Here is a 24,620-nt window from a genome sequence, read left to right as displayed (position 1 = left end):
GAAAAGTTTGTATATCCAGTAGCTTGCAGATGTGTCTGGCGGCGCGGGCATACGGAGTAGGTATGAGCATGCCTCATCCGGGTAGTGTTGCGGCTTGACATTACCGAAAGATTAATCGCGAATCCTTCGCAACGAGTAAAGCGTTCAACCGGAATGATAGTTGGCGCGCGCCTGTGGGGCTGTGGCGCCTGGGAGACTCAAGATGTTCGTATTCCTTGGCGATGATGGCATTGACGGCTTGGATGGCGTCGACGGCGATCAGGCGACGCCGACCGTCGCTCCGGGCGATGGCACCGCCGGCACGACGGGTGATGACGGCGAGGGGCTGATCGGGCATCTCCTGGACCAGAGCGACGTCCTGTCGGGTGACCTGGAGGTCCAGGCCCAAGGCGGCTGGGGCGGCAATGGCGGCAATGGCGGCCTGGGCGGCGCCAGCGCGGCCGGCGAAGCGTACAATGGCGGCGCGGGCGGCGCTGGTGGATCCGGCGGCATCGGTGGCGACGTGAATATCGGGATTGACGCTGTCACCGCCGATACGGTCACGATCCTGGTTCTGGCCGGCACCGGCGGCGACGGCGGCGGTTGGAACAGCACCAATCTGTTCGGCAATGGCGGCAAGGCCGGCGAGCCCGGCTATAACGGCGGCGCAGGCGCGGCGGGCGGCGCCGGCGGGACCGGTGGCGGGACCAGCCTGACCCTGGCCGACTCGCAGGTCGGCGATACCCTTATCCAGATCGCGGGCGGCGACGGCGGGACCGGCGGCGACGGCAGCGATGGCGGCACGGCCGACACCGGCGGGACCGGCGGTGCCGGTGGTGATGCCGGCAATGGCGGTGACGGGGGGAGTGCGTCCTTGTACTTCTTCGACAACCTCTTCGTCACCTCGGACGGGCGCGGCTTCGCGGCCGCAGGCGGCAGGGGCGGCGACGGCGGTTTCCAGGGCTATGGCGGTCTGGGCGGTGGCGCGGACGGCGACTACGGCTTCAGTGGCAATGGCGGCAATGGCGGTGACGCCCTGGTGTCGGTTTCCGGCAATATCTTCGACGTCACCTCGGATTGCGGGTGCGAGGATGCCATCATCGTCGCGGCGGTCGGTGGCCAGGGCGGTTTCGCCTATTATGCAGACAGCGACCCTTCGCGCGACGGCCTCAGTGGCGCCGGCGGCGATGCCATCATCAATTTTTCCGGCAATCTCCTGCGCGCTACTGCCAGCGACGCGGTGATTTCGCTGGCGCTGTCGCTCAATGCCGGGCAGGGCGGGGTGTTCTTCGCCGATCCGACCGATACCACGGCCGGCGCAAAAGGCGCCGACGGTGCGACGCAACTGATCTTTGGCAACAACACCATTCAGGGCAGTGCCGGCGTCGATACCTTCCGGCTGGACATCGAGAACTATGTGTTGGACGAGGCCGATACGGGCGTAGGCATTGCGCCGATCGGCAGCGTGATCATCGACCTGACGGCCGGTTCTATCGACCTGGGCAGCGGCGCCGTGAGCCTGATCCAGGATATCGAAAATGTCGACCTGGTCATCCGTGACGGCTATTACGACAGCGTCCTGGATTTCTATGACAGCTACACGGCCGCCTATCTGAACGGCAATGCCGCCGCCAACGAACTGGGCTCCAGCACCGGCGACGACGAGCTGAACGGGCAGGCCGGCAACGATACGCTGAACGGCTATGGCGGCGCCGATACGTTGATCGGCGGGTTGGGCAATGACGAGATCTGGGTCGACGACCTCAACGACGTCGTGGTCGAGTTGGATGGCGAAGGCACGGACACGGTGGTGTCTGAGGTCAGCTGGTCGCTGGCCGGAACCTTCATCGAGAACCTGTACCTGGACAAGTGGTACGACACCGACGGCACCGGCAATGACGGCAACAACCTGATCACCGGCAGCGCCGGTAACAACCACCTCGACGGTGGCCTGGGCGCGGACAGCCTGTATGGCGGTGATGGCGACGATACCTACTATGTCGATAATGCCGGCGACAAGGTCTATGAAGACCCCGGCATGGGCCGTGACGTGGTCATTTCCACGGTCAGTTTCAGCCTGGTCGGCCGCGTCGTCGAGCAGCTGTATCTGATCGGCAGCGATAATCTCAATGCGACCGGCAATACTTTGGCCAATACGATCGACGGCAATGACGGCAACAATGTCATCGACGGCGGCGCCAACTACGACAAGATGTACGGCGGCCTGGGCGACGACACCTATTATGTCGATCATGTCGAGGACAAGGTCTATGAGTTCCTCAACGCGGGCACCGACGTCATCTACACCTCGGTCGAGTACGACCTGACCGGCCGCCATGTCGAGGTCGTCTATCAGACCGGCTCTGACAATATCGCCATCTATGGCAACAGCCTGGCCAATGAGCTGCACGGCAACAGCGGCGACAACCTGCTGGATGGCCGCGCCGGCAACGACTCCATGGCCGGCGGGCTGGGCGATGACACCTATGCCGTCAACGCCGCGGGCGATGTGGTGACGGAAGCTGACGGCGAGGGAACCGACACGGTCGAGGCGTCGCGCAGCTACACACTGGGTGACTTCGTTGAACATCTGTCCCTGGGGGGCGTTTCCGACATCAACGGTACAGGCAATAGTCTAAACAACATTCTGATCGGCAATGACGGCCATAACGTGCTGACCGGCGGGCTGGGGGATGACAGCTACTATGTCCAGGCCGGCAATGACGTGGTGGTCGAGGCCGCCGGTGAAGGCAATGACGAGGTCCACGCGTCAGTCAGCTTCTCGCTGTGGGGCACCCATGTCGAAGGTCTGATTCTGACCGGCACCGCCAATATCGACGCCACCGGCAACAACCAGATCAATTCGCTGTTCGGCAATGACGGTGACAATGTCATCAACGGCGGTGGCGCCGGCGACCTGCTGTGGGGCGGCATCGGCGCGGACACGTTCGACTTTGACGCCGGCTGCCGTTCGGACAATATCTATGACTTCGATGCCACCGAAGGCGACAAAATCGACATCAGCGCCTTTACCGGCGGCGTGGCCTATAGCAACGGCGTCACCATCCATGATTTTGGCGGCGTTGCGCAGATCATTCTGGGCGGCGGCAATTTTGTCTGGGTGCACAATACCAATGCCGCAGACGCGGGTTTCCTGAGCGCGATTGTCTGGTAGGGATGATCGGGCTTTGGCGTGAAGACGGTAGTTGAAGGGGGAGGGAGCTGGAACCGGCGTTGCGGCCTTGGAGCGGCGGAGGTCGTGTTGGGGGCCGGCACGGCATTCGTAGTGCTGTATAGAAAGTATCAGGAACGGTGCTCCTGTCCCGCTATTTCGCTCTCGGGTGTATGATCCCCTCCACGGCCACTTCCTCCTGGCGAGGCATTTTTCACCAAGGATGTTATGAAAGTTGATATTCGTAAAATATTGGTAATTGCATTGTGCCTCTCCGGTATATTCATAATGCAATGTCGCGAGGCGATCGCCTTTGAGAATTTTGCCGAAAGCGAATTGTTATCAGAAATCCAGGAAATTAAGAACGAAGGTTCACCGAATTCCCAGGTAAACTTAACGTTTAAGCTCGCAAACGATTTTAAACGAGGTAAGTATCCTAAGGTAAGCAAAGCAGAAGTGCACGCCTTGGCTAGCCTTCTCTCTCTTCCCAACGATGCGGTGCGCCATTGGGATGCTGTTGCATTAAGGTATGCAGGGCCAAATGCCGATCGCGCAGTCGTGGCGCTCTATGTAGCGTTAGCTGAGATAGAGTGCAGCAACGCTTCCTTAACGTCGGAACAAGCAATTCGCCTTACATTGAAAGAGCTGCGCCACACTGCGCCCGAATCGAAATGTTCGCCATTTTAACTGATTAGTCTGGCGAAACGTTCAGAAGCTTCTACTGGCGCACCGGATCTCACGTAACGGCTTTTGCACTTTCTACCGGTGGCTGAGCGATGATATGAGCCTTCGTTTTGTGATGATCGCGCCAAAACGCCATACCGGCGAGTTGACTGAAGATTTCAGGGGGTAGGATGGTATCACGCGGCTCCCAAGTCACCTTGCGTTTGACCGTGTGCAAGCCTGGTGTATTCATATGGCTATCAAAGGTTTCGGCTTCGTATTCGAGATTGTCGAAGTCGTGTTCAAACCAGGTCTCTCCGACAAAATCGTAGACAAGCTTCATGGTTTCTCGGGGCCGCTGACACAGGATGTCATACTCTATGAGCAACATCCTGCCAGCCTCGCTGGAATAGTAGGCCTCCTTCATCGCATTCAGTGCAAAGCCGACCAGCCGATCGGGTCGCATCACCGCCTCTGCTCGGGAAAACACAGTGCTCGACTCGCCTTCGCCCGCGAAAATGCGAGATTGCCGCAGCGGGTTTTTACGAACGATTTGCTCGATCGAATCAATGACCCATGCAGGGTTTCTGACGCAGGCCAGAATGCGGGCATTGGGCATGATACGGGTCACAAGCGGCAGGTTGGCAGCCCATTGGCGGCTTGTGTCGAATATGACCTCCGCGTCCCCGACATCGTCATAATAGGCCGCGAAGATTCCCTGGACGAGACGCTGGGTTTTCTCGTCTGTCATCATCGCCGATACCTCGAGTCCGGAAGAGGTTCGCATAGCGGTCTTGACCAGGGCCGATACCGGGCTGGTCATACCGGCATGAAATCGCGGATTTTGTAACAGAATGCCACTCAGCATTGTCGACCCCGAGCGCGGGAGACCAGTGATAAAATGAAACTGTTTCATGGGCTTGCCTCTTGCCACGCTTTGCCGAGTTCAACCGCAGCGATGGTCACGTCACATTGGTACAGGCGCAATAAAATTGCATATGTCACTGCAGGACGGAGATAGCTGACAAGCATCCCGCTGGACGAGGAATTTATTGAGAGCCAAACCGTTTTTTTTACGGATCGGCGCTCTTTTTTTCGACGCGAACTTCAAGGCGTGCGTCACACTTGGGAATGCGCTCTACAGTACGAAGTCAGTGCCCAAAAGCGTGTGAGACGGGATGGAGGCCCAGTCAACACGGATTTCGAAGTCCGCCTTGCCGTCCCCGTTCACATCCCCCAGTATGCGGATATAGCCGCTGGTGCCATTGTCGTAACGCAATTGGCCCGCCGAACCACTGAAAGCGGCCGACCCTATGAAAGAGAAGTCCTGATCGAAAGCAAGAGCCGTGTTTGAATCGATGCCCGACAGGTCGATCTTGTCGCTGCCCTGGGCGAAATCGGTGATCAGATCCCAGTTCGCACCTGTCTTACTGTCGGACAGCGCGCTGAATACAAATCGATCGGCACCGTCGCCGCCCGTCAGTGTGTCCTTTCCGCCCCCGCCGCTGATCGTGTCGTCGCCGACGGATCCGATGACCGTGTCATTACCCGATCCGGCGTTGATTGAATCAATGTCGCTCAGCGACACGCCGGAGAAATCCATCAGGTCAGCTGAGCTGGACCCCAATATTCTTACGCCAGTAAAACCGCCACCACTCACACTTTCGGTATGGCTGGACATGGCCCAGTACAGGTAGGCGTCCTCCTTGCCGGCCAACAGCGTATCAATGCCATCGCCCCCATCGTATGTATCAACGCCGCTCTCGAAGATCAGAGTGTCGTTACCCGCGCCACCATCGATCATGTCGCGTCCGCTGGCGCCCCTGATTAGGTCTGCAGCTGCGGAGCCAATGACGGTATCGTTGCCCGACCCCGAGTTTATTGAAGCGATGTTTGTCAGCGTCACACTGCTCAAGTCCATCAGATCGGCGGCAGTCGAACCTAATATTCTCACATTGGTAAAGATGCCGCCACTTACCCTTTCAACATGGCTTGTGAGGGCCCAGTACAGATAGGCGTCGTTCTTTCCAGCCAAAAGCAAATCCGTCCCAGTTCCGCCGTCATAGGCGTCGGCACCACTTCCGAAAATCATCGTGTCAGCGCCGCCGCCGGCAACGATTACATCCTTTCCTTCGCCGCCACGGATCGAGTCGTCACCTTCGTTCGTCGTAATCGTATCGTCGCCAGCCAGGCCATTAATGGTGAAGTCGTCGGAGGTAAGGGCCATGTAGGTGTCATGAATGGCGGTGAGCGTAACGGACGTCGCTTCTTTCACGTCAGCGACCGTCAGGGCGACGGATTTGCTGATATCGTGGCCAGCGATGCCGTCCGTCACGGAGATTGTAAAGTCATAGACGCCGTCGCGATCCAAATCACCCGGGGCTTCCGCGTCGGGTGTTGCAAGGAAGCGGACATCGCCATTTGCGTCGATTTCGAACAGAGCGCTATCGTCACCGCTGAGGGTATAGGTCAGGGTTGTGCCTCCGACACCGTCGTCCGTCGCCGCCGCGGAAAAAACGGTGCCTGCGGTGTTTTCGTCGACCGTTGCCGAGCTCGCGTTACTTACAAACTGTGGCTCAGCATCGGTGTCATCGTTGGTGATCTTACCACTCAGGATGGAGGTGCCGAGGCCCTGGGTTGCTCCGCCCGATGCGTCCGAAAGATTGGACAGCGTAATGCTGAATGTCTCGTCGTCTTCAACAATGTTATCGCCGGCAATGTGTAGGGTAACCGTGACGGATGTCGTCGAATTGGCGGTGAAGGTGGCTGTGCCCGAAGGTATAGTTCCCCCCACAAAATCCGTGCCTGTTAGTCCCAAACCGCCCGACAGCGTCCAGTCGACACTGGTTGCCTCGGTGAAATCACCGATGCGGTTGATCTGGAAGGTTATATCCGTCCCACCACTGTTGCCCTCGGTAATCTGGAGACCGCCGGCGTGCAAATAGACCAGGCTGTCCGACATGGTGACCGATTGCGGAGAGTTGCTGTAAACCGCTTGCGCGTCGGAGCCTGAGGCGCCGGCTGTCCCACTCAGTCCATCGATACCGTTGATGCCATTACGACCGTTGTTGCCGTAGGGTGCTCCCCTGCCGCCAGCCCCGCCGAACCCAAAATGTCCACCCAGCCCTTTTGTCCCGGCATTTCCGCCAGAACCGGCGGTGACACTGTGGCCAGAGCTGAAAGCGGCGGTTCCGGACAGGGTGCCATAATTCAGAATCGCGCCGGCGGCATGCCCTCCGGCACCGCCGTTGCCGCCCTTGCCACCATTTCCGCCATTGCCACCATTGCCGCCATTGCCGCCCGGGGACACGAAGACTTCAAAGTAGTCGACATAATCCGTATAACCATACCCGCCTGTCGCGCCGTCGCCGCCCCGCCCGCCATTGCCACCGCTACCTCCGCGGCCACCGGAACCCGCCGTGGCGCCGAAAGCCCCAACCGTCTGCAATGAACCGCCACTTGTTTCATGCACCAGCACTGTGGCAAACGCACTATCGACCAACGTAATCGATCCTCCGCCAGCGTTCAGGATGGCTCCCGCCGCTCCGCCTCCCTTGCCGCCGTTTGCGCCAGAACCGCCGATGCCGCCTGTTCCTCCGTTTTCACCCGTTTCGCCATAGCTGGCATAGCCATACGATCCTGCCCCGCCATCACCGGCTGCCCCACCTGAGCCGCCAGCGCCACCGGCGCCACCGATTGCGACGCCGTGTCCAAGACTGGTGCGAACGATTTCCAGGGTTCCCGCATTGTAAATCAACCCTGCGGCACTGGTGCCATTGCCCCCGCTCCAGCCATCTTGACCTGCTTCGCCACCGCCGCCGGCGTATCCTTCATAGCCATAGTAACCATCTGATCCGGCGCCGCCGCTCGTACCGACCGCACGTCCATCCGCCAGAGCCAGAGACTCAAGGCGTAGCGTGCCCCCGGAACGGACGTTGAACAGCTGAGTTGCGTTGTTGCCGGAAATCAGGATGTCGGCCTGACCGTCACCATCGAGGTCGCCATTGATGTTTACGGAATTGCCGGCCGCAATAACCAGAGGGCTGTTGGCGTTGAGCGTGATCTGGCTAATCGAAGCATCGAAAGTGATCGTATCGCTTCCGGCACTCAACGCTGCCAGAGCAATTGCCTCACGAAGACTGATGACCCCATCATTGGGATTGTTGCTGTCAGAGGCGGTTGTTACAATAATTTCAGACATAAAAAATCCCGATTGGCGAACCGTTTATATGTACGAAGGCCGGTCCACACGAGTGTCGCCGGCGCGGTTACAGTTTGACGTCGTTACCCTATTCACAGAACATTATTATCGGCAACCCTGCACATCTGATAGCAGTGCAAAACGCCTCGCAAACCTAACGATCAACCAGATCTACCTCCACACGGGGCCGCCTGGCCGCTTACGATGATCGAGCCCCTTGGCCAACTCGGCCTGAAGGGCATGGTCTCAGCCTTCGGCCAGGCGGTCACGACCGGCATCCGGCGCAACCGCTCTGCCATGGAGATACTGACCGAACGGCTGAAGGCGGAAGCCGCTCACTTGGGCACTTTGGGAGATGCGATCAAATCCAAATTTACCCCTCATGGCAATTCTTAGGGAGGTATGCCCCAGGGTTATTTCGGAAACGCTCAGGTCATTGCCTGCCAAAATCACGCTGTTAAAAACGTCGGATATGCGCGCTGTTTCCTTCGACACATGCTCCAGGTCGGATACCAGATGCCAGCCCTCGGGAACACGGTAGCTAAACGTCGCTAACGCGTCGTCTCGTCCGTCGATCCACGGTAAGACCTGCGGTCCAAAAACGTGAATGAAGTCGGGCCCAACCAGGGGCTGGCTAAAATCGGTGGTGATCGAGGCGTCCTAGTAGCTCGCCAGGTTGGCGTTCACATCATAACACAGGGGCAGGTCAACCCTTGAGGGCGATGTGATTGTCAATTGGTCGGGTTGGGGGCGGCTGACTGAGGTTTCCCCGGTCATCCCCTTCGACGCCGGATAGGACTTCGATGAAATAGGCGAGCTGCTGTGAGCGGGGAGTGGCGAAAGCGACGGATGATCCCGAGGCGGCCAATACGACAGACGTCAGCACCCATATGTAACGCCAGAACGCTAAGAAGCCCATGTCATTTCTCCGCCTGCTCTGTTCGTTGTGTTGTGTCCGGCAACTTTTCATAAAGTCCATGTATCACAAGGTCGACATGAATTTACCGGAGGGTGCGGAGCTTGTTGTGCGATTGACGGAACCCTGGAGAGGCGGAGGGGACAGTATACCCCTCCACCGCTTCGCTGTCCCCCTCCCCACCCTCGCCGGCAGGCATCGTGGAGAGGAGGGAGCTTGAACACTCTACAGGTGATAAAGGTCTAGATTTCGCGAAGGGGGCCGACGCCGGTATCAAAGGCGCGGGCCTCGAAGGTCTTGCGCACCGACAGCTTGAAATCACGCGACAGGATGGTGTCGACCGCCATCCATTCGCCGGTCATTGCCTCATCCGTCAGGGTCAGGCGGACGAAGCCGTTGTGGCCATCGTCGCTCGCGATGATCTCAGCATTGCTGTCGGCAAGGGCCTGGGCCAGGTGCAGGTCCGGCAGCCAGGAATCCAGCCACCGCGTCGGTGAAGTGACGGAGGTTACGCCCAGTTCGACGGCGACCTGTTGGCCCGAAGCGTCGTGGAGCTGGTTGGCCCAGGCGGCATGGCTGTCGCCGGAAATGACCACCGTGCGGGCGCCGGCGTCGCGGATCAGGCCGTAGAGGCGCTCGCGTTCGGCCGGGTAGCCGTCCCAGGCGTCGAGGTTCCACGGGAAGGGATCGGAGCGGCTGAACAGGCCGATCATGGCATCCAGGATGCGGCGCGGCTGTTCCGGCAGGACGTTGCGGATGGTGGCGACATTGTCGGGGCCCAGGGCGGTCATGACGTCCGGGCCGTTGGTGCGCGTCATCACCACCTGGTTGCCCAGGACCTGCCAGCGGACGCCTGATCGGACGGAGGCGGTGAGGGTGTTGGCCAGCCAGGCGCGCTGGTCCGGGCCCAGCAGTTCGCGCGCCGCGTCGTTGATCTTAGCGCGCATGGCGTCGAAGTCAGGCACGGCGCCCAGGTCGGCGTCGTAGTCGAGTTGCTTGGTGCGACCGACCAGGCGGGTCTCGGTCATGATCAGCTCGGCCATGTCGCCGAAACGGAAGCTGCGGTAGATGCTTTCGGCGAGGCGGCCGGGGGCGGCTTCGCGGATCGGCATCCATTCGGCGTAGGCTTTCAGGGCGGCGGCCTTGCGGGCGAAGAAGTCGCCTTCGCCTTCGTCGGGATCATGGTTTTCGGCGCCGGTTGTCCAGCAGTCGTTGGCGATTTCATGGTCGTCATAGACGCAGATCCATGGCGCCCGGGCGTGGGCGGCCTGCAGGTCGGGATCGGCTTTATATTGGGCGTGACGGGCGCGGTAGTCGGACAGGGAGACGATTTCGCGCGGTGGCTCGGGCGTGCGGTTGAGCATGCGGCCATTGCCCATGCCGTAGTCGGTCAGGCCGGCGCCGTATTCGTAGATATAGTCGCCGAGGTGGACGACGGCGTCGACGCTGTCGAGGTCGGCAATGGCGCGGTAGGCGTTGAAATAGCCGTTGGGGTGCAGCGAGCACGAGACTACGGCCAGGGTGACCTTTTTGGTGGTTCGTGGCAGGGTGCGGGTGCGGCCGATGGGGGAGGTCACGTTGCCGGCAATGAAGCGGTAGAGGTAGTCGCGGCCCGCTTCGAGGCCCTGGGCGTCGATCTTGACGGTGTAATCGCGGTTGGGACCGGTGGTGAAGGCGCCTGAAGCGGCGAGGTCGGTGAAGGCTTCGTCGCGGGCGATCTGCCAGTTGACGGTCAGGCTGTCCTGAGCTCCGGTGATCCGGGTCCACAGGATGACCCGGTCGCTCAGCGGGTCGCCTGAGGCGACGCCGTGCTCGAAGCGCAGGCCTGTGGGTGCCGGCGCAACGGCCGAAGCGCCCAGCGCCGGAGACGCTCCGAGGATACCCAGGCCCAGAAGGGCGCGACGCCGGTTGAAAGCCATCTCGACCCCATGCGAGCTGTTTCAGATGAGGTTGGCCTTAGGGGGATTTGACGACAGGGATTTTACGGTTGGATGACGGTTTTTCGGCGGAAAGGTTAATGGGGCTCGCTCCTGGCGTCCTGGATTGCCCGCTGACGGAAAGATACCCCTCCGCCGGCTTCGCCGGCACCTCCCCAGCCTCGCCGGCAGGCATTCGTGGAGAGGAGGGAGCTTGCCTCCCCTTGTGTGATAGTCCTGCCGCCGCTGCCAGCACATGTCAGCAGTCATTCGCGGTGTCCTTGATCCGGCGGGGGGCTTCGGCCATATAGGAGGCACCCCAAAAAGGACGCCCGCATGGCCGATTCCATTATCAAGATCGAGAAACTCGACAAGACCTACAAGGGCGGCCATCACGCGCTGAAAAACGTCGATCTCGAGATCAAACGCGGCGAGATCTTCGCGCTGCTGGGACCCAACGGCGCCGGGAAGACCACCCTGATCGGTATTATCTGCGGTCTGGTGCGGCCGACCTCGGGCACGGTCATCGCTGACGGCCACGACATCGCCAAGGATTTCCGCAAGGCGCGGTCGGCGATCGGCCTGGTGCCGCAGGAACTGGCCACCGACATGTTCATTACCGTGTGGGCGGCCGTCGAGTTCTCGCGCGGGCTGTTCGGCAAGCCGCCCAACAAGGCGCACCTGGAAAAGGTGCTGAAGGACCTGTCGCTGTGGGACAAGAAGGATAACAAGATCGCCCAGCTGTCCGGCGGCATGAAGCGCCGGGTGCTGATCGCCAAGGCTCTGGCGCACGAGCCCAAGATTCTGTTCCTCGATGAGCCGACCGCCGGAGTCGATGTCGAGCTTCGCCGGGACATGTGGGAGATGGTGCGGCGCTTACGTGAAAGCGGCGTCACCATCATCCTGACCACCCACTATATCGAGGAGGCCGAGGAGATGGCCGACCGGATCGGGGTGATCAACAAGGGCGAAATCATCCTGGTCGAGGACAAGCATGCGCTGATGCGCAAGCTGGGCCAGACCCGGGTGAGCATTGTGTTGAAAGAGCCGATGGCGTCCCTGCCGCATCAGTTGCTGAAGTGGCCGGTGACGTTGTCGGAGGACGGGACTGTCCTGCAGTTGACGCTGAAGGGCGAGAGCGAGGACACCGAAGCCGACGCGACGGGACTAATCAAGGCCTTGGCGGCGCTGAACATCGATTTCAAATCGGTCGATATGAGCCGGTCGTCGCTGGAAGATATCTTTGTCGATCTGGTGGGAGGAAAGTCATGACCAAAGGCCTTAACTTCCACGCCATTCAGGTCATCTACTGGCACGAACTGGGACGCAGCATCCGCACCCTGTTCCAGAGTCTGGCCACGCCGGTCATCTCGACCTCGCTGTATTTCATCGTCTTCGGTTCGGCCATCGGGTCGCAGATGGGCGATGTCGGGGGCGTGTCATACGGGGCGTTCATCATTCCCGGTCTGGTGATGTTGACGCTTCTGACCGAGAGCACGTCGAATGCGTCGTTCGGGATTTACCTGCCGAGGTTCACCGGGACGATCTACGAAGTGTTGTCGGCGCCGGTGTCGGTGGTCGAGGTATTGGCGGGTTATGTCGGGGCCGCGGCGACCAAGTCGGTGGTTCTGGGCTGTGTGATTTTGGCGACCGCCCGGCTGTTCGTGCCGTATGAGATCGTGCATCCGTGGGCGACGGCGGGCTTTTTGATATTGATTTCGCTGACGTTTTCGCTGTTCGGATTTGTGTTGGGCGTGTGGGCCGACGGGTTTGAAAAGCTCCAGGCCGTGCCGATGCTGATCCTGTCGCCTTTGGCGTTTCTGGGCGGGACGTTTTACTCGATCAAGATGCTGCCGGAAGCGTGGCAGACCGTGACCCTGTTCAATCCGGTGGTGTACCTGGTCAATGGGTTCCGCTGGGCGTTTTACGGCCAGGCCGACGTCAATGTGTGGATCAGTCTGGGGATGACGTTCGCGTTTATGGCCGTGTGTCTGGCGATCGTGGCGTGGATATTCAAGACAGGCTACCGGCTGCGGACGTAGGTCATACTCTGAACCGTTCTGTTTTGCGGACGCGTATGTAAGATACCCCTCCACCGCTTCCTTGCGCTCGACGGCGTATACGCCGTCTTCACTCACCCGACCTCCCCACTTCGTGGAGAGGAGAAGTAAGGTCTATCTTTCGCGGATGAGGGCGTCGCGGGCGGCGACCGCTGTGTCGGCGAAGTCGCTGAACACGCCGTCGACACCCATGCCGAACAATTGGGCGTACTCGGCCATAGGGTCGCTGTAGAACGGATCGAGACGGTCGTTGCGCAGGGTCCAGGTGAAGACCTCCAGACCGCGGGCATGGGCGTTGGCGATGATGTCAGTGTGCAAGGTGGGGTGGCCGTCGCGGAAGGACACCAGCCAGCGCTTCCATGGCGCCACGACCGAGGCATAGGTCGCGACTTCGTCCAGGCCCTCTGGCGTCAGCATGTCGGCATAGGTGCCCGCGCGGCCCGATACCACCCAGTCATAGGGCTTGTCGTCCGGCGGCAGCAGCGTGACGTTTCCAGTCGCATCGACGTCGGAGCCGCTGATAAGTTGCAGCAGCTTGATGGGCGTCAGTTTTTTGAGGGCCTTGAGGTTGGCCTGTTCGAAGGACTGGATCCACACCGGCGCTGTGCCTGAGTTCAGGCCGGCGCGGTCGAGCATGTCGACCAGTTTCTGCTCGATGGGGAGGCCGAGGTCCTGGTGGAAGGTCGGGAACTTGATCTCCGGCACGATGCCGATGGTGCGGCCGGCTTGGCGCGACAACCGTTCGCGCAGGCCCAGAACCTCCTGAAGCGTCGGGATGTCGTAGCGGTCGTCGTCGGCATGGCTGCGGTCGGCAAAGACCTGGCGGGCACGCAGGGTCTTGATCTCGGCCAGGGTGAAATCGCTGACGAAGAAGTCGGTGATTTCGAAGGTTTTGAATTTGATCGTGCGTTTGCGATCGGCAAATTCGGGATGGCTGAGGACGTCGGTCGAATCCGTCAGCACCGGGTCGTGGCGCACCACCAGGTGACCGTCCTTTGTCGCCACCACATCGGGTTCGATATGGTCGGCGCCCATGCGCACAGCGGCCTCATAGACGGCCAGGGTGTGTTCCGGCAGGTAGCCCGAGGCGCCGCGGTGAGCGATCACCTGGGGGCGTTTCGGTTGTGCATGGGCGGGCGTGGCAAAAGCCATGGCGGCGGAGGCGGCAAGAAGCTGACGACGGTTCATGGTCCTCATTTATCCAGCTTGTGCAACAGAAATAAAAAAGCCGGCTGCGGTGGTGCGCAGCCGGCTCAAGTTTTACTGGGAAAGCTGAACTCTACTTAGATTGTGGTAGCGGTGAAAAGGAAGGGATGTTCCACTGACGGAAAGCCCCTCCCACCGCTTCGCGGTCCCCCCTCCCCGTAAACGGGGCGGGAGAAGCAAGTTGAAGCAAACTCATACTCTGCGCTTAGAACGCCTTACGCACACTCACGAAGAACTGGCGGGGGGCGCCCGGCAGGACTGTCTGGGCATTGCCGCCGGCATCGTTGTTGACGAAGCCGCCCGAACCGATGGTCGAGATGTATTCCTCGTCCGTCAGGTTGGTCACGTTCAGTTGGAAGGTCGCACCGGCTTCTTCCAAGCGGTAGCCGATGGTCAGGTCGGCGATGGTCGAGGATTCGACACGGCCGCCGATGTTTTCATAGGTGTAGAAACGCCCACCCGTGTAGTTGACGCCCAGGGTGGCGAACAGGTTGCCGGCGTCGTAGCTCAGCTCGGTCTTCAGCAGGTTTTCCGGCGTGTTGACCACGGTCTTGCCCTTGGTGTGGGCGCGGACCGTGCCGTCGTCGGCGACGACGTCGTCCTGGTAGGTCGAGTCGTTCAGCGTATAGGCGGCGTACACGCGCCATTGCGGCGAGATGCGGTAGGTGCCGGCCAGTTCCAGACCTTGCGTCTTGACGTCGCCGACGTTCGACAGCACCGGGGCGTTGCCCAGGATCGAAGCGCCCTGAGCGATGGCCAGGATGCGGTTTTCGAACTTGACGTCATACAGCGCGGCGACGCCCGAGAAACGGTCGGTGCGGACGCGGACGCCGCCTTCGATCGTCTTGGAGGATTCCGGCTTCAGGTGGTCACGGACGAAGTTGATGTTGGTCTGCGACTGCGAGCTGAACGGGCCCGAAGTGGCGGCCGAGACGTAGGCGTTCATGTTTTCGGTGTAGGAGCCGAAGACTTCGAAGGTGTCGTTGATGCGATAGACGGCGCCGGCCTGGGGCAGGAAGCTGTCCTTCGATTCCAGTTCGGCCTTGATGGTGCCGCCGACGACCTGGTTCACCTTGTTGGTGACGTCCAGCGACTTGAAGCCGAAATTGACCTTCAGGGCGTCGGAGATCGTCCACACGTCCTGGACATAGGCCTGGGTCGTCTTGGTGCTGAAGTCGTATTCCCAGTTGGTGCGGAAAGCGCCTTCCTGGAAGCCCAGCGGGTCGCGCTTGGCGGCCGTCAGGTCTTCGGCATAGAAGCGGCGGGCCTGGTTGAAGTCGTTGTTTTCGGTCCAGACGCCGGCCGACACCTGGTGCGCGCCCAGGTCGAAGGTCACGCCGCCGATGAAGCCGGTGCGGGCGATGTCATATTCGGTGGTACGGATCGACAGCGGGGCATTGTCCTTGGTGGCGCCGGAAACGCCGAAGTTCGGCGAGACGGTGTACGGCGTGACCCACAGGCCCTGGCCTTCGTCGGCGTGGTGATAGACCTGGGCGTCGACGCGGATGGTGTCGGTCAGGGCCAGGTCGAGACGGACGGCGGCCAAGGTGTCGTCACGGACGCCGGCGCCATAGTAGTAGGCGTCATCCGGGGTGGCGACGCCGTAGGCGGCGTACGGGTTGGTGCCGGTCCCGCGCCAGTAGCCGGACGCCGGGTCGAGCGTGCCGGTCGGGTTCAGGGTGGCGTGGTAGTAGTTGGCCGGGTTGTTCAGCACCGAGGCGACGCCGATGGCCTTGGCGTAGTCGGGTTGGAAGTTGTCGGCGTCGTAGCCCAGGCGGCCGATCATTTCCAGCGACAGGTCCTGATAGTCCTGTTCACGGCGTTCCGAGTGGTTGACGAAGGCGGTCAGGCTGCCGTCTTCACCCAGCGGCAGGACCCACTTGGTGTCGAACTGCGTGGCCTTTTGTTCGCCGCCGCCCTTCCACTTGTCGGTCTTCTGGTCGACGGCGGAAATGTAACCGCGCAGGCCGCCCAGGGCGTCGATGATGCCGGTTTCGAAGCGGCCGTACACGCGGCGCATGGCATCGGTGCCGAGGGTGACGGCCACTTCGCCGCCCAGGTCGGTCGACGGATCACGCGAAAAGAACTTCAGCGTGCCGCCCAGGTTGGAAGCGGTGGCCGAGTCGAGCGAACCGGCGCTTTGGGCCAGGTCGACGCGGGTGATGTTTTCGTTGATGATGGCGCGCGAGATGTGCAGGCCGTTGTAGTTGCCGTAGGACATATCACCCAGGGTGACGCCGTCCAGGGTGAAGCCGAGCTGGTTCTGGTTGAAGCCGCGGATCGAGATGCGGGTCGACCATTCGTAGGCGCCGAACGGGTCGGCCGACTGGAAGGTGACGCCCGGCAGCTTGTCGACCACCTTCAGCGGCGAGGTGCCGGGGGCGACTTCGAAGAGGTCCGAAGCGCGGACCGACTGGGTCTGGCGGCTCTGGCCATGGCCCAGGATGACGATTTCGGAAGACTCTTCGGCGACCGGAGCCGCGGTGGTTGCGGCGTCTTCCGCATGCACGGCGCCGGCAAAGAGCGCGACGGCGGCGACGGAGGTGAACAGGAAGGATTTCATTATATACCCCTTGGGCGCCGGGGAAGGGGAGGTTGGCGCCATGGGGTAGCCGCCCTAATCGCGGACGGTGACGGTTTGCGAAAGCTTTTCGGACGGTTTGGTGTCGGCGTGGCGAAGCTTTTGTGACCGGCGTGAAAAGGCCTTATTGTGCAGGGGATTGGCAGTGTGATCACATTGCCACAGCCAGATTCCTACTGAAAACTTACCCGCATTTTTCGTAGTCTGTGGCCGGGCAGGGGTTGTTCGACATGAGGAATGCACATGGCCCTGCGCCCCTATTGGAGCGGCAATATCCGGCTTTCGCTGGTCACCCTGGCGGTCAATGTCTACGCCGCGCTGAACCGGTCGAAGCAGATCGCCTTTCATGAGATCTATGAGCCGACCGGCGAGCGGGTGCATCATCAATTGGTGGCCGGCGACAAGGCGGTCGACCGCGACGATATCGTCAAGGGGTACGAGGTCGAGAAGGGCGAATATGTCCTGATCGATCCGGACGAGCTGAATGAGCTCAAGATTCCGTCCAGCAAGACGCTGGACATCGCCCAGTTCGTCGATGCCGATGCGATCGATGCCGTTTATTTCGAAAGCCCGTATTTTGTCGCGCCGGCCGATCGCGGGGACGAGACAACGTTTCGGGTCATCCGGGATGCGTTGCGCACGTCGGGCAAGGTCGGTGTCGGGCAGTTGGCGATCGGCGGGCGAGAGCGATTGTGCGCCCTGAAGCCGTGCGGCACCGGTCTGTTGCTGGAGACGCTGCGGTATGAGGACGAGATCAAGGACGCCGATCCGTTTTTTGACAAGATCCGTGAGACCAAGGCGGATGCCGAAGAGGTCGACCTGGCTTTGGAGCTGATCAAGCGCAAGGCGGCGAAGTTCGATGCCGGCAAGTTTCATGACCATTATCGCGAGGCCATCCGGGAGCTGGTCGATGCCAAGGTCGAGGGACGCGAGCCCCGGGCGGTCGAAGAAGAGAAGCCTGCGGCTAAAGTGATCAACCTGATGGATGCTTTGCGCAAGAGTTTGAAGCAGGCGGATGAGGGGGAGGTGGCGGCGGCTCCGCGGAGAAGCCGGACGAAGGCGAGTGAGGCTAAGCCTAAAGCGGAGAAGGCGCGCAGGAAGAAGGCGAGTTGAGGATGGGAGATCAAATTTTCTTATCCTCCCCCGCGTGCAGCGGAGGTGTCGCCGAATGGCGGCGGAGGGGGAGTCGGGAGCTTGGAACGCCCCCTCCGTCTCGACGCGCTTCGGCCCATAGGGGGCCTCGCTTGCTCGCCACCTCCCCCGCAAGCGAGGGAGGATAAGGAATGCCTGACTCGCTTTCCCGCTATAATGAGAAGCGCGATTTTACCAGGACCGCCGAGCCTGAAGGCAAGGTCGCCAAGGGTAAGGGCTTTCATTACCTGATCCAGAAACATGCGGCGACGCGGCTGCATTACGATTTCCGCCTCGAACTGGATGGCGTGCTCAAATCCTGGGCCGTGACGCGCGGGCCCAGTCTCAACCCCGCCGACAAGCGGCTGGCCGTCGAAACCGAAGATCACCCCGTCTCCTACGGCAGCTTCGAAGGCACCATCCCCAAGGGCGAATATGGCGGCGGGACCGTCATGCTGTGGGACCAGGGAACCTGGGAGCCCATCGGTGATCCGCATGAAGGCCTGAAAAAAGGCGACCTGAAGTTCAAACTGCACGGCGAGCGGTTGGGTGGTTCCTGGGCTTTGATCCGCATGAAGCCGCGCCCCCAGGATCGAGGACGCAATAACTGGCTGCTGATCAAGCACCAGGATGAGGTCGCCAGCGAGGACGACGCCGAGGCCTGGCTGGAAAGCAACGCCAGCAGCATCGTCTCCGGCCGGTCGATGGACGACATCGCTGACGGCAAGAGCAAGGTCTGGCATTCGGGCAAGGCTGAAAACACGCTGAGCTTTATCGAACCCGAGCTGGCGACCTTGGCCGATAAGGTGCCGTCGGGCGAGAAATGGGTACATGAGGTCAAGTTCGACGGCTATCGCCTGCAGGCGCTGATCGAAGGCGGCGAGGTGCGCCTGCTGACGCGCACGGGATTGGACTGGACCCCCAAATTCGCCGGCATCGCCCGCCTGCTGCAAAAGCTCAAGGTGGGCACTGCCATCCTCGACGGCGAGGTCGTGGCGTTGGACAGCGAAGGCGTCTCCAGCTTCAAGACGTTGCAGGACAGCCTGCGCGACGGCCACAGCGACGCCCTGCAATACTATGTCTTCGACCTGATGCATCAGGACGGCGAGGACCTGACGCGCTTACCGCTGATCGAGCGCAAGGCGCGGCTGGAAAAGCTGCTGAAAGGGTTCACGTCCGACAACCGGATCAACTATTCGGAGCATTTCACTGAACAGAGCGGTTTTGTCTCGGGGGTCTGCGACCTGAAGCTGGAGGGGCTGATTTCGAAGCGGGCCGATGCGGTCTATGCGTCCGGCCGGGCGCGGACCTGGCTGAAAATCAAGTGCCACAAACGCCAGGAGTTCGTGATCGGCGGCTTCAAGGAACCGACCCATGCGGCGCGCGGCATCGGCGCCCTGATGCTGGGTTATTATGAAGACGAAAAGTTCGTCTTTTGCGGCAAGTGCGGCACCGGGTTCGATCATGAGACCTCGGTGGCCTTGCGCAAACAGCTGGATGAGCTGGTGCGCAAGACCAAACCGTTTGACGATGTGCCGGCCGAGGTCCGCCGCGAGGCCGTCTGGGTCGAGCCGAAGCTAGTCTGCGAGATCGAGTTCACCGAATGGACGCCGGACGGGCGGTTGCGGCATCCGTCCTTCCAGGGTTTGCGCGCCGACAAGCCGGCCAAGGAGGTCGGGCGCGATCGCGAATTGCCCGTGGAGACCGTGCAAAAGGAGGCGAAGATGGAGGTTGCTGAGGCCAAACCCGGCGTGCGTTCGAAGGCGAAGAACGGCAAGGTCGATGTCGGCGGCATCGGCGTGTCGAGCCCTGACCGCATCATCTATCCCGGTACGCAGATCACCAAGCTGGATCTGGCGCAGTATTATCTCGACGTCGCCGATCACATCCTGCCGTTCGTCGCCAACCGGCCTTTGTCGATGTTACGGTGTCCGGAAGGGATCGGGGAGGCGTGTTTCTTTCAGCGCCATATCTCGGCCGGTCAGTCCGAGCATATCTACGAAACCGGCATCCCGGTGAAGGGGCGCGACGAAGACTATCTGATGATCAAGGATGCCAAGGGGTTGATCAGTCTGGTTCAGTGGGGCGTCATTGAGCTGCATCCGTGGGGCTGCCGCGTCGATAAGCCTGACCGGCCCGACCGGCTGATTTTCGACCTGGACCCCGATCCCGGTGTGCCGTGGGAGAGGGTCGTGGCCGCGGCCTTCGAGGTGCGCGACCGGATGGGCGAGCTCGGGTTGGGGAGTTTTCTCAAGACCACCGGTGGCAAGGGGCTGCATGTCTGCGTGCCGATCGATCGCGACTATGGCTGGCCGACGATCAAGGCCTTTGCACGTGCCGTGGCCCAGTCGATGGAGCACGACGCGCCGGACAGGTTCATCGCCACCATGAGCAAGGAAAAGCGCAAGGGCCGGATCTTCGTCGACTATCTCCGTAATGAGCTGACGGCGACGGCGGTGACCGCTTTTTCGGTGCGGGCAAGGCCGGGAGCGTATGTGTCGACGCCTCTGGATTGGAAGGAGTTAAGTGTGGCGTTGAAGCCGTCGGATTTCGATATCGATACGGTGCGCGAACGGGTGAAACAGGGCGATCCGTGGCGGGATTTCTTCAAGGTGCGCCAGATGATCAAGCGGGAGTATCTCGAGGCTTTGAGGATTGAGGTTTAGCGAAGTCTGAAATCGGGCGGCGATCGGACCTACGTAAGATACCCCTCCCCCGCTTCGCGGTACCTCCCCACTTCGTGGAGAGGAGGGCGCTTGGGGCGTCTGTTGCGGTAGTCCTTTGTATTACGTCGCTTCCTTCGGTGGGGCGTAGGTGCCGGAGCCGAAACGCTTGCTCAGGCCGATCGTGAAGGTCACCGGTAAAGTCCGGTTTTCGTCGCGGCTGAGCAGCAGCGGTGTGTCGCGCACCATGACGGTTTTGCGCGCGCTCAGAAGGTTGTCGGCGGAAATGTTCAGGCTCAGCGAGGGCGTCAGGTTGCGGTAATAGCGGATCGCGCCGCTGCTGAAGCCCGGCAGGACGCCTTCGGCCGAGACCTGGCGGCCGTTGGCGGCGTAGCTGAACGACAGGACGTCGCCCTTGCGCAGATTATAATTGACCCCGATCTGCCAGGTGACCGTCGTCAGGGACCGTTGCGCAACGTCCGGCAGGCGCAGGCGGGTGTCGTAGATATTGACGGTCGTGTTGAGGTTCCAGCGTTTTGACAGTTCGGCCATATAGTTGAACTGCAGGCCGGTCTGGTCGCTGGCGCCGGCATTGCGGCGGGAAATCTCGATCACCTGGTGGCCGCTGTTCTGCGGATCGGGCACGAAACGCGTGGTCGTATGAATCATGCCGTCATTGCGCAGGTGATAGGCGCGCAGCGAAACATTGGTGGTCTCCTTGCTGTACTCATAGGATGCCTCGAAGCTGTCGATGTCCTGCGGTTTCAGCGCCGGCGCCCCGGCGGTGACGGTCTGGGTGTCGATATACAGGCGCGAGGGGTTGAGATCGCGCGGCGACGGCCGTTCCAGGCGATGAGCGTAGTTCAGCCGGATCTTGGCGAAGTCGGAGACGATATAGGTGGCGAACAGGCTGGGGTTCAGCCGGGTGTAGTTTACACGGACCGGGTTACCCGCGGCATCCGGGCTTTCGAAGTCCAGGGTTTCGGAACGAATCCCAGCCAGCACGACCCAGCGGTCGCCGACCGCCTTCTGCCAGGTGACATAGGCTGCGCCCAGGGTTTGGCGGTAGCGGAAGTCGCTGGTCAGGGCCGGGTTGAGAACCGCCGCTTCACCCAGCGAGAAAGGGGTGAAGGCTTCGCTAAGGTCGTGCGAGTCGTCGGCCGTAAGCTGGAAGCCCATGGTCACCTGGTCGTCGCCCCAGTTGGCATTGTAGTCGGTGCTGAGGATCGCCGTGGTCATGCGGGTGAGCGAGCGGTTGCGCATGATCTTTTCGCCGGTATTGCCGGGCACGCTGGACCGTTCGTAGTCCAGCCGGTTGTCCATGGCGTTGTCCATGAGGTTGCGGCTTAGCCGGGCATCGACCTTGAGGCTGTCGCCAAGCTGCTTGCCGGTGCGGGTCCAGGTCACGGCCAGCATGCCACTGTCCATCGTGCCGGCGCCCGTGCCGTGGCTGCTGTAGCGGTCGGTGGCCGCGCCCGTTGCGTCGTAGGTGTCGCTGCGGCCGGTGCTGTCATTGTCGTTGTCGAAGCGCATCAGGCTGAACTGGCCGGTCACGGTGTCGCGCGCGCCGGCGTCGTAGTCGATATTGCCGTTGATCATGACGGAGCGGGCGGCGCTGTCGAATTCCGCGGTGCTTCGCGTTGTCCGCACCGTCCGGCCGGCGGCGTCGCGCTGGCTCAGCGAGGAACGGCTGCCGCTTTGGTTGGACGATTGCAGGAGATTGCCGAAGGTGACCGTGGAAAACCGGCCGGCATAGTGTTGGGCGAAGCCGTTGAGGCTGTAGCCTTTGCGGGAGTCGACCTGCCCGCCCAGCGAGCCGAAATAGCCCGGCGCCATGCGGACCTTGGTGACGATGTTGATGATGCCGCCGGCCCCTTCGGAACCGTATTGGGCGCCGGGCGTCGACATGACTTCGATCGAGGAGATGGTGCTGGACGGCATGGCGCGCAGGGCGGCTTTGCGGTTGTCGCCGGCCAGAAGGGGCGAGGGCTTGCCGTTGACCAGGATCTGGACGGTGTTGCCGCGCAGCTTGACTTCGCCGGACGGATCGACGGTGACGCCGGGCACCTTGGACAGGGTGTCGGCGGCGGTGTCGGTCTTGCTGGCCGGATCGGCTGCGACGTCATAGGTTTGACGGTCGATGCGGTTGACGCGCTTCTTGCCCTTGACCGTGACGGTCTTGCTATCGGGCTTGCGGTCTTCAGCCAAGGCGGGGGCTGCGGCCAGGGCGCAAAACAGCACCAGCAAAGCCGAGGCGTAACGAAAACCGGCGCCGTGTCGCATAGATCCCCCGCGTGTGCGATTCGCTCGCTCTGCCATCGTATACCATTTTGTGGCGGGTGTATGGCGTCGGCGGTTGGCACGCGATGAGAAGCTCTATAGGATGCCGTCATCACGCCTTGGGGGCCTTCATGTTGAAATTCGTAAAATTCGCTGTGGTTGCGGCCGTCTTGGCCTGTGCGGCCCCAGTGCTGGCTCAGACGCCGGCGGAACGCCTGGGTGACGCAATCGATCTGATCAATAATCGATTTGGTCCGCAGGCCGAGTTCCGGGCACCTCCGCCGGCTTCCGATCCCGAAGTCGCAAAAAGTCTGGCCGACATCGAGGCGTCGATGGAGGTTTTCGCAACGCCGGCCTTCCCTATTGATGGACTTAGTACGTTCGCCTCGGTATGTGTGCCGCTTAGTCAGCTTCCCGTGCGCTATGTTACCGCGGGCATGAACAGTGTTTTTCCTGACAGCAAACCGCCCACCACGCCGCAGGAATATTACGCGTTGATGAACAAGCCGGAAGCGTTGTCGCTGATGGCGCGCAATGCCATTCGCCATCAGGACGTGGCGACGCTTTTCATGGTTACAAGCGTAAAATGCATGAGTCTGCATATGCCGGTCGTGGAAAAATTCTGGCAGGATTTGCCGCCATCCGAGCGTACGGCCGTTCGCATACAGGGATTGAAGCAGCTACGCAGCGGTGCGGCAGGCATGGTGCGAGGCGCAGTCCTAAATGCCACGGACCCATCCATGTCCACGAAAAACCGCAATTTGCTTACGGTTGCCGCGGCGACCTATCTGCCCGCTATGGCCCGGACGCTTCCGGTTTCCGAGCGTAAAGTTCTGCTGGCCGAAGTGTTGAAGGCCGATCCTGCATTCAAACGAACTTATCCCAAGGAATTTGAAATCATCACGCAAACCCTGTCATCGACCGAATGTACGGATGTTTGCCTGGTGCCTTAAGCCGGATGGACACGACGCAGCGGACATTGCCAGTCGGCTTCGACAGCGCGGCCGCTGTATTGACGCACCTCCGAAGAGTCGCCGTGGCGAGACAGCATCGGGTTTTCCGTGCCGCTGAGTTGGATGTCGCGGTCGATGATGCTTTCGCGCAGGGTCTCGTAGCGGCCTTCGGCGCGCAGGGTTTCGAACTGGTCGTGGGCGTTGAAGACCAGGGCGGGGACCTCGAAGCGGCGCGCCGGGCGTGAGGCGCCGGGATGCAGGGCGACGACGAAGAAGGCTTCGCCGCCGAAGCTTAAGGAAAAGTGCGGGTCGTCGGGATCGGCGCTGACACGCGGGTCGTAGGTTTCGCCGGATTGGGCGTCCAGGGTTTCCAGGGCTTGCAGGCGTTGGAAGAGGATCTGTTCGAAGGCGCGTTCCGGCAGGGTGTCGGCTGTGTTGAACAGGACGACGAAGGATTGGAACGGGCCGGGGTGGTCGCGGTAATAGCGGGCAAAATCGCGCAGGGATTCGTAGATGGTCCGGTCATCGCGCGGGCAGCGGATATCACCGGCGACGACGAATTGCATCTGGTGGCGCGACAGGGCCGACTTGGCGCCGACGCACGGAAACGCCTTGTCGCGGATATGGGCTTCAAAACGTTCGATCAAGGCGCTGTCTGCGCCGGTGGAGTCTTCGCTAATCGTCGGAAAATACACGGATACGCCTTCCTCTGCTGGAAGGTTAACCTAACGGAGGTGCGGTAAGGAGAAACTCGGGAAGGCGGGTGCGGCGAGCAAGGAGGCTGTAATCCGGCGTGACACGCGGCGCCTCTGTTTATACAATGCTTGCCATTGCGCGTCCATTCCTGACGTCTTTCTTACAGGTTTGTTTCTAAAGTTCGGCCCATTACGCGTGGCTCG

At 61.1% G+C, this 24,620-nt stretch carries 15 protein-coding genes; 8 read left to right on the top strand and 7 right to left on the bottom strand.

Features of this window, described 5'->3' with window-relative positions; all coding sequences use genetic code 11:
* Nucleotides 1-202 precede the first annotated feature (202 nt).
* The gene (locus ABAC460_RS48015; protein WP_023451406.1) at nt 203-3,154 is read left to right on the top strand and encodes a beta strand repeat-containing protein; all 2,952 of its coding nucleotides are present in this window, start codon (nt 203-205) and stop codon (nt 3,152-3,154) included.
* Between the two features lie 225 nt (nt 3,155-3,379).
* On the top strand, nt 3,380-3,838 hold the full coding sequence (locus ABAC460_RS49425; protein ID WP_155914529.1) for a hypothetical protein: 459 nt from the start codon (nt 3,380-3,382) through the stop codon (nt 3,836-3,838).
* Between the two features lie 49 nt (nt 3,839-3,887).
* Here the strand turns inward: ABAC460_RS49425 and ABAC460_RS25630 are convergent, their stop codons facing one another.
* Together ABAC460_RS25630 and ABAC460_RS51095 are read right to left on the bottom strand one after the other, a co-directional pair.
* Nucleotides 3,888-4,730 carry a sulfotransferase family protein gene (locus ABAC460_RS25630; protein WP_023451405.1) on the bottom strand — a complete coding sequence of 281 codons (843 nt, stop codon included), beginning with the start codon at nt 4,728-4,730 and terminating at the stop codon, nt 3,888-3,890.
* 222 nt (nt 4,731-4,952) lie between these two features.
* Nucleotides 4,953-8,015, bottom strand: coding sequence for a calcium-binding protein (locus tag ABAC460_RS51095; RefSeq protein WP_155914528.1), 3,063 nt, complete (start codon nt 8,013-8,015; stop codon nt 4,953-4,955).
* A gap of 204 nt (nt 8,016-8,219) precedes the next feature.
* Here ABAC460_RS51095 and ABAC460_RS25615 point away from each other — a divergent pair, with 204 nt between their 5' ends.
* Nucleotides 8,220-8,411, top strand: a complete 192-nt coding sequence (locus ABAC460_RS25615) for a hypothetical protein (RefSeq protein WP_023451403.1) — start codon at nt 8,220-8,222, stop codon at nt 8,409-8,411.
* 762 nt (nt 8,412-9,173) lie between these two features.
* Here ABAC460_RS25615 and ABAC460_RS25605 read toward each other — a convergent pair.
* Entirely contained in the window at nt 9,174-10,850 is a 1,677-nt protein-coding gene (locus tag ABAC460_RS25605) for an alkaline phosphatase D family protein (RefSeq protein WP_023451401.1), read from the bottom strand.
* A 333-nt stretch (nt 10,851-11,183) separates the two neighbouring features.
* Here ABAC460_RS25605 and ABAC460_RS25600 point away from each other — a divergent pair, with 333 nt between their 5' ends.
* Entirely contained in the window at nt 11,184-12,119 is a 936-nt protein-coding gene (locus ABAC460_RS25600) for an ABC transporter ATP-binding protein (protein ID WP_023451400.1), read from the top strand.
* Nucleotides 12,116-12,889, top strand: a complete 774-nt coding sequence (locus ABAC460_RS25595; protein WP_023451399.1) for an ABC transporter permease — start codon at nt 12,116-12,118, stop codon at nt 12,887-12,889. Before ABAC460_RS25600 ends, ABAC460_RS25595 begins: the two co-directional genes overlap by 4 nt.
* A 132-nt stretch (nt 12,890-13,021) precedes the next feature.
* Here the strand turns inward: ABAC460_RS25595 and ABAC460_RS25590 are convergent, their stop codons facing one another.
* Together ABAC460_RS25590 and ABAC460_RS25585 are read right to left on the bottom strand one after the other, a co-directional pair.
* Nucleotides 13,022-14,095, bottom strand: a complete 1,074-nt coding sequence (locus ABAC460_RS25590; protein WP_023451398.1) for a glycerophosphodiester phosphodiesterase family protein — start codon at nt 14,093-14,095, stop codon at nt 13,022-13,024.
* A gap of 223 nt (nt 14,096-14,318) precedes the next feature.
* Nucleotides 14,319-16,676: a TonB-dependent receptor domain-containing protein gene (locus tag ABAC460_RS25585; protein ID WP_023451397.1), complete on the bottom strand. Its 2,358-nt coding sequence runs from the start codon at nt 16,674-16,676 to the stop codon at nt 14,319-14,321.
* 261 nt (nt 16,677-16,937) lie between these two features.
* On the opposite strand from ABAC460_RS25585, the gene ku reads away from it, so the two are divergent.
* On the top strand, nt 16,938-17,807 hold the full coding sequence (ku, locus tag ABAC460_RS25580; protein ID WP_023451396.1) for a non-homologous end joining protein Ku: 870 nt from the start codon (nt 16,938-16,940) through the stop codon (nt 17,805-17,807).
* 170 nt (nt 17,808-17,977) lie between these two features.
* The gene (ligD, locus tag ABAC460_RS25575) at nt 17,978-20,491 is read left to right on the top strand and encodes a DNA ligase D (protein ID WP_023451395.1); all 2,514 of its coding nucleotides are present in this window, start codon (nt 17,978-17,980) and stop codon (nt 20,489-20,491) included.
* 120 nt (nt 20,492-20,611) lie between these two features.
* Here ligD and ABAC460_RS25570 read toward each other — a convergent pair whose 3' ends face one another.
* Nucleotides 20,612-22,771, bottom strand: a complete 2,160-nt coding sequence (locus ABAC460_RS25570; RefSeq protein WP_023451394.1) for a TonB-dependent receptor — start codon at nt 22,769-22,771, stop codon at nt 20,612-20,614.
* 128 nt (nt 22,772-22,899) lie between these two features.
* Here ABAC460_RS25570 and ABAC460_RS25565 point away from each other — a divergent pair, with 128 nt between their 5' ends.
* A complete protein-coding gene (locus ABAC460_RS25565) occupies nt 22,900-23,721 on the top strand; it encodes a hypothetical protein (protein ID WP_155914527.1) in 822 nt (273 codons plus the stop codon).
* Here ABAC460_RS25565 and gntA read toward each other — a convergent pair.
* Nucleotides 23,718-24,416 carry a guanitoxin biosynthesis heme-dependent pre-guanitoxin N-hydroxylase GntA gene (gene gntA / locus ABAC460_RS25560; RefSeq protein WP_023451392.1) on the bottom strand — a complete coding sequence of 233 codons (699 nt, stop codon included), beginning with the start codon at nt 24,414-24,416 and terminating at the stop codon, nt 23,718-23,720. The genes ABAC460_RS25565 and gntA overlap by 4 nt on opposite strands.
* Nucleotides 24,417-24,620: the final 204 nt, after the last annotated feature.

The sequence above is a fragment of the Asticcacaulis sp. AC460 genome, from assembly GCF_000495795.1.
Classification (GTDB): Bacteria; Pseudomonadota; Alphaproteobacteria; order Caulobacterales; family Caulobacteraceae; genus Asticcacaulis.
The sequence above is the reverse complement of the archived record's forward strand: the minus strand, read 5'-3'. Positions and strand labels throughout refer to the sequence as shown.

Bases quoted from the DNA above. Each gene is read 5' to 3' on its own strand.
- ABAC460_RS25595 (WP_023451399.1), top strand. From the start codon at position 12,116: ATGACCAAAGGCCTTAACTTCCACGCCATTCAGGTCATCTACTGGCAC.
- ABAC460_RS51095 (WP_155914528.1), bottom strand. From the start codon at position 8,015: ATGTCTGAAATTATTGTAACAACCGCCTCTGACAGCAACAATCCCAAT.
- ABAC460_RS25615 (WP_023451403.1), top strand. From the start codon at position 8,220: ATGATCGAGCCCCTTGGCCAACTCGGCCTGAAGGGCATGGTCTCAGCC.
- ABAC460_RS25570 (WP_023451394.1), bottom strand. From the start codon at position 22,771: ATGCGACACGGCGCCGGTTTTCGTTACGCCTCGGCTTTGCTGGTGCTG.
- ABAC460_RS25600 (WP_023451400.1), top strand. From the start codon at position 11,184: ATGGCCGATTCCATTATCAAGATCGAGAAACTCGACAAGACCTACAAG.
- ABAC460_RS48015 (WP_023451406.1), top strand. From the start codon at position 203: ATGTTCGTATTCCTTGGCGATGATGGCATTGACGGCTTGGATGGCGTC.
- ABAC460_RS49425 (WP_155914529.1), top strand. From the start codon at position 3,380: ATGAAAGTTGATATTCGTAAAATATTGGTAATTGCATTGTGCCTCTCC.
- ABAC460_RS25590 (WP_023451398.1), bottom strand. From the start codon at position 14,095: ATGAACCGTCGTCAGCTTCTTGCCGCCTCCGCCGCCATGGCTTTTGCC.
- ABAC460_RS25565 (WP_155914527.1), top strand. From the start codon at position 22,900: ATGTTGAAATTCGTAAAATTCGCTGTGGTTGCGGCCGTCTTGGCCTGT.
- ligD (WP_023451395.1), top strand. From the start codon at position 17,978: ATGCCTGACTCGCTTTCCCGCTATAATGAGAAGCGCGATTTTACCAGG.
- ku (WP_023451396.1), top strand. From the start codon at position 16,938: ATGGCCCTGCGCCCCTATTGGAGCGGCAATATCCGGCTTTCGCTGGTC.
- ABAC460_RS25585 (WP_023451397.1), bottom strand. From the start codon at position 16,676: ATGAAATCCTTCCTGTTCACCTCCGTCGCCGCCGTCGCGCTCTTTGCC.
- ABAC460_RS25605 (WP_023451401.1), bottom strand. From the start codon at position 10,850: ATGGCTTTCAACCGGCGTCGCGCCCTTCTGGGCCTGGGTATCCTCGGA.
- ABAC460_RS25630 (WP_023451405.1), bottom strand. From the start codon at position 4,730: ATGAAACAGTTTCATTTTATCACTGGTCTCCCGCGCTCGGGGTCGACA.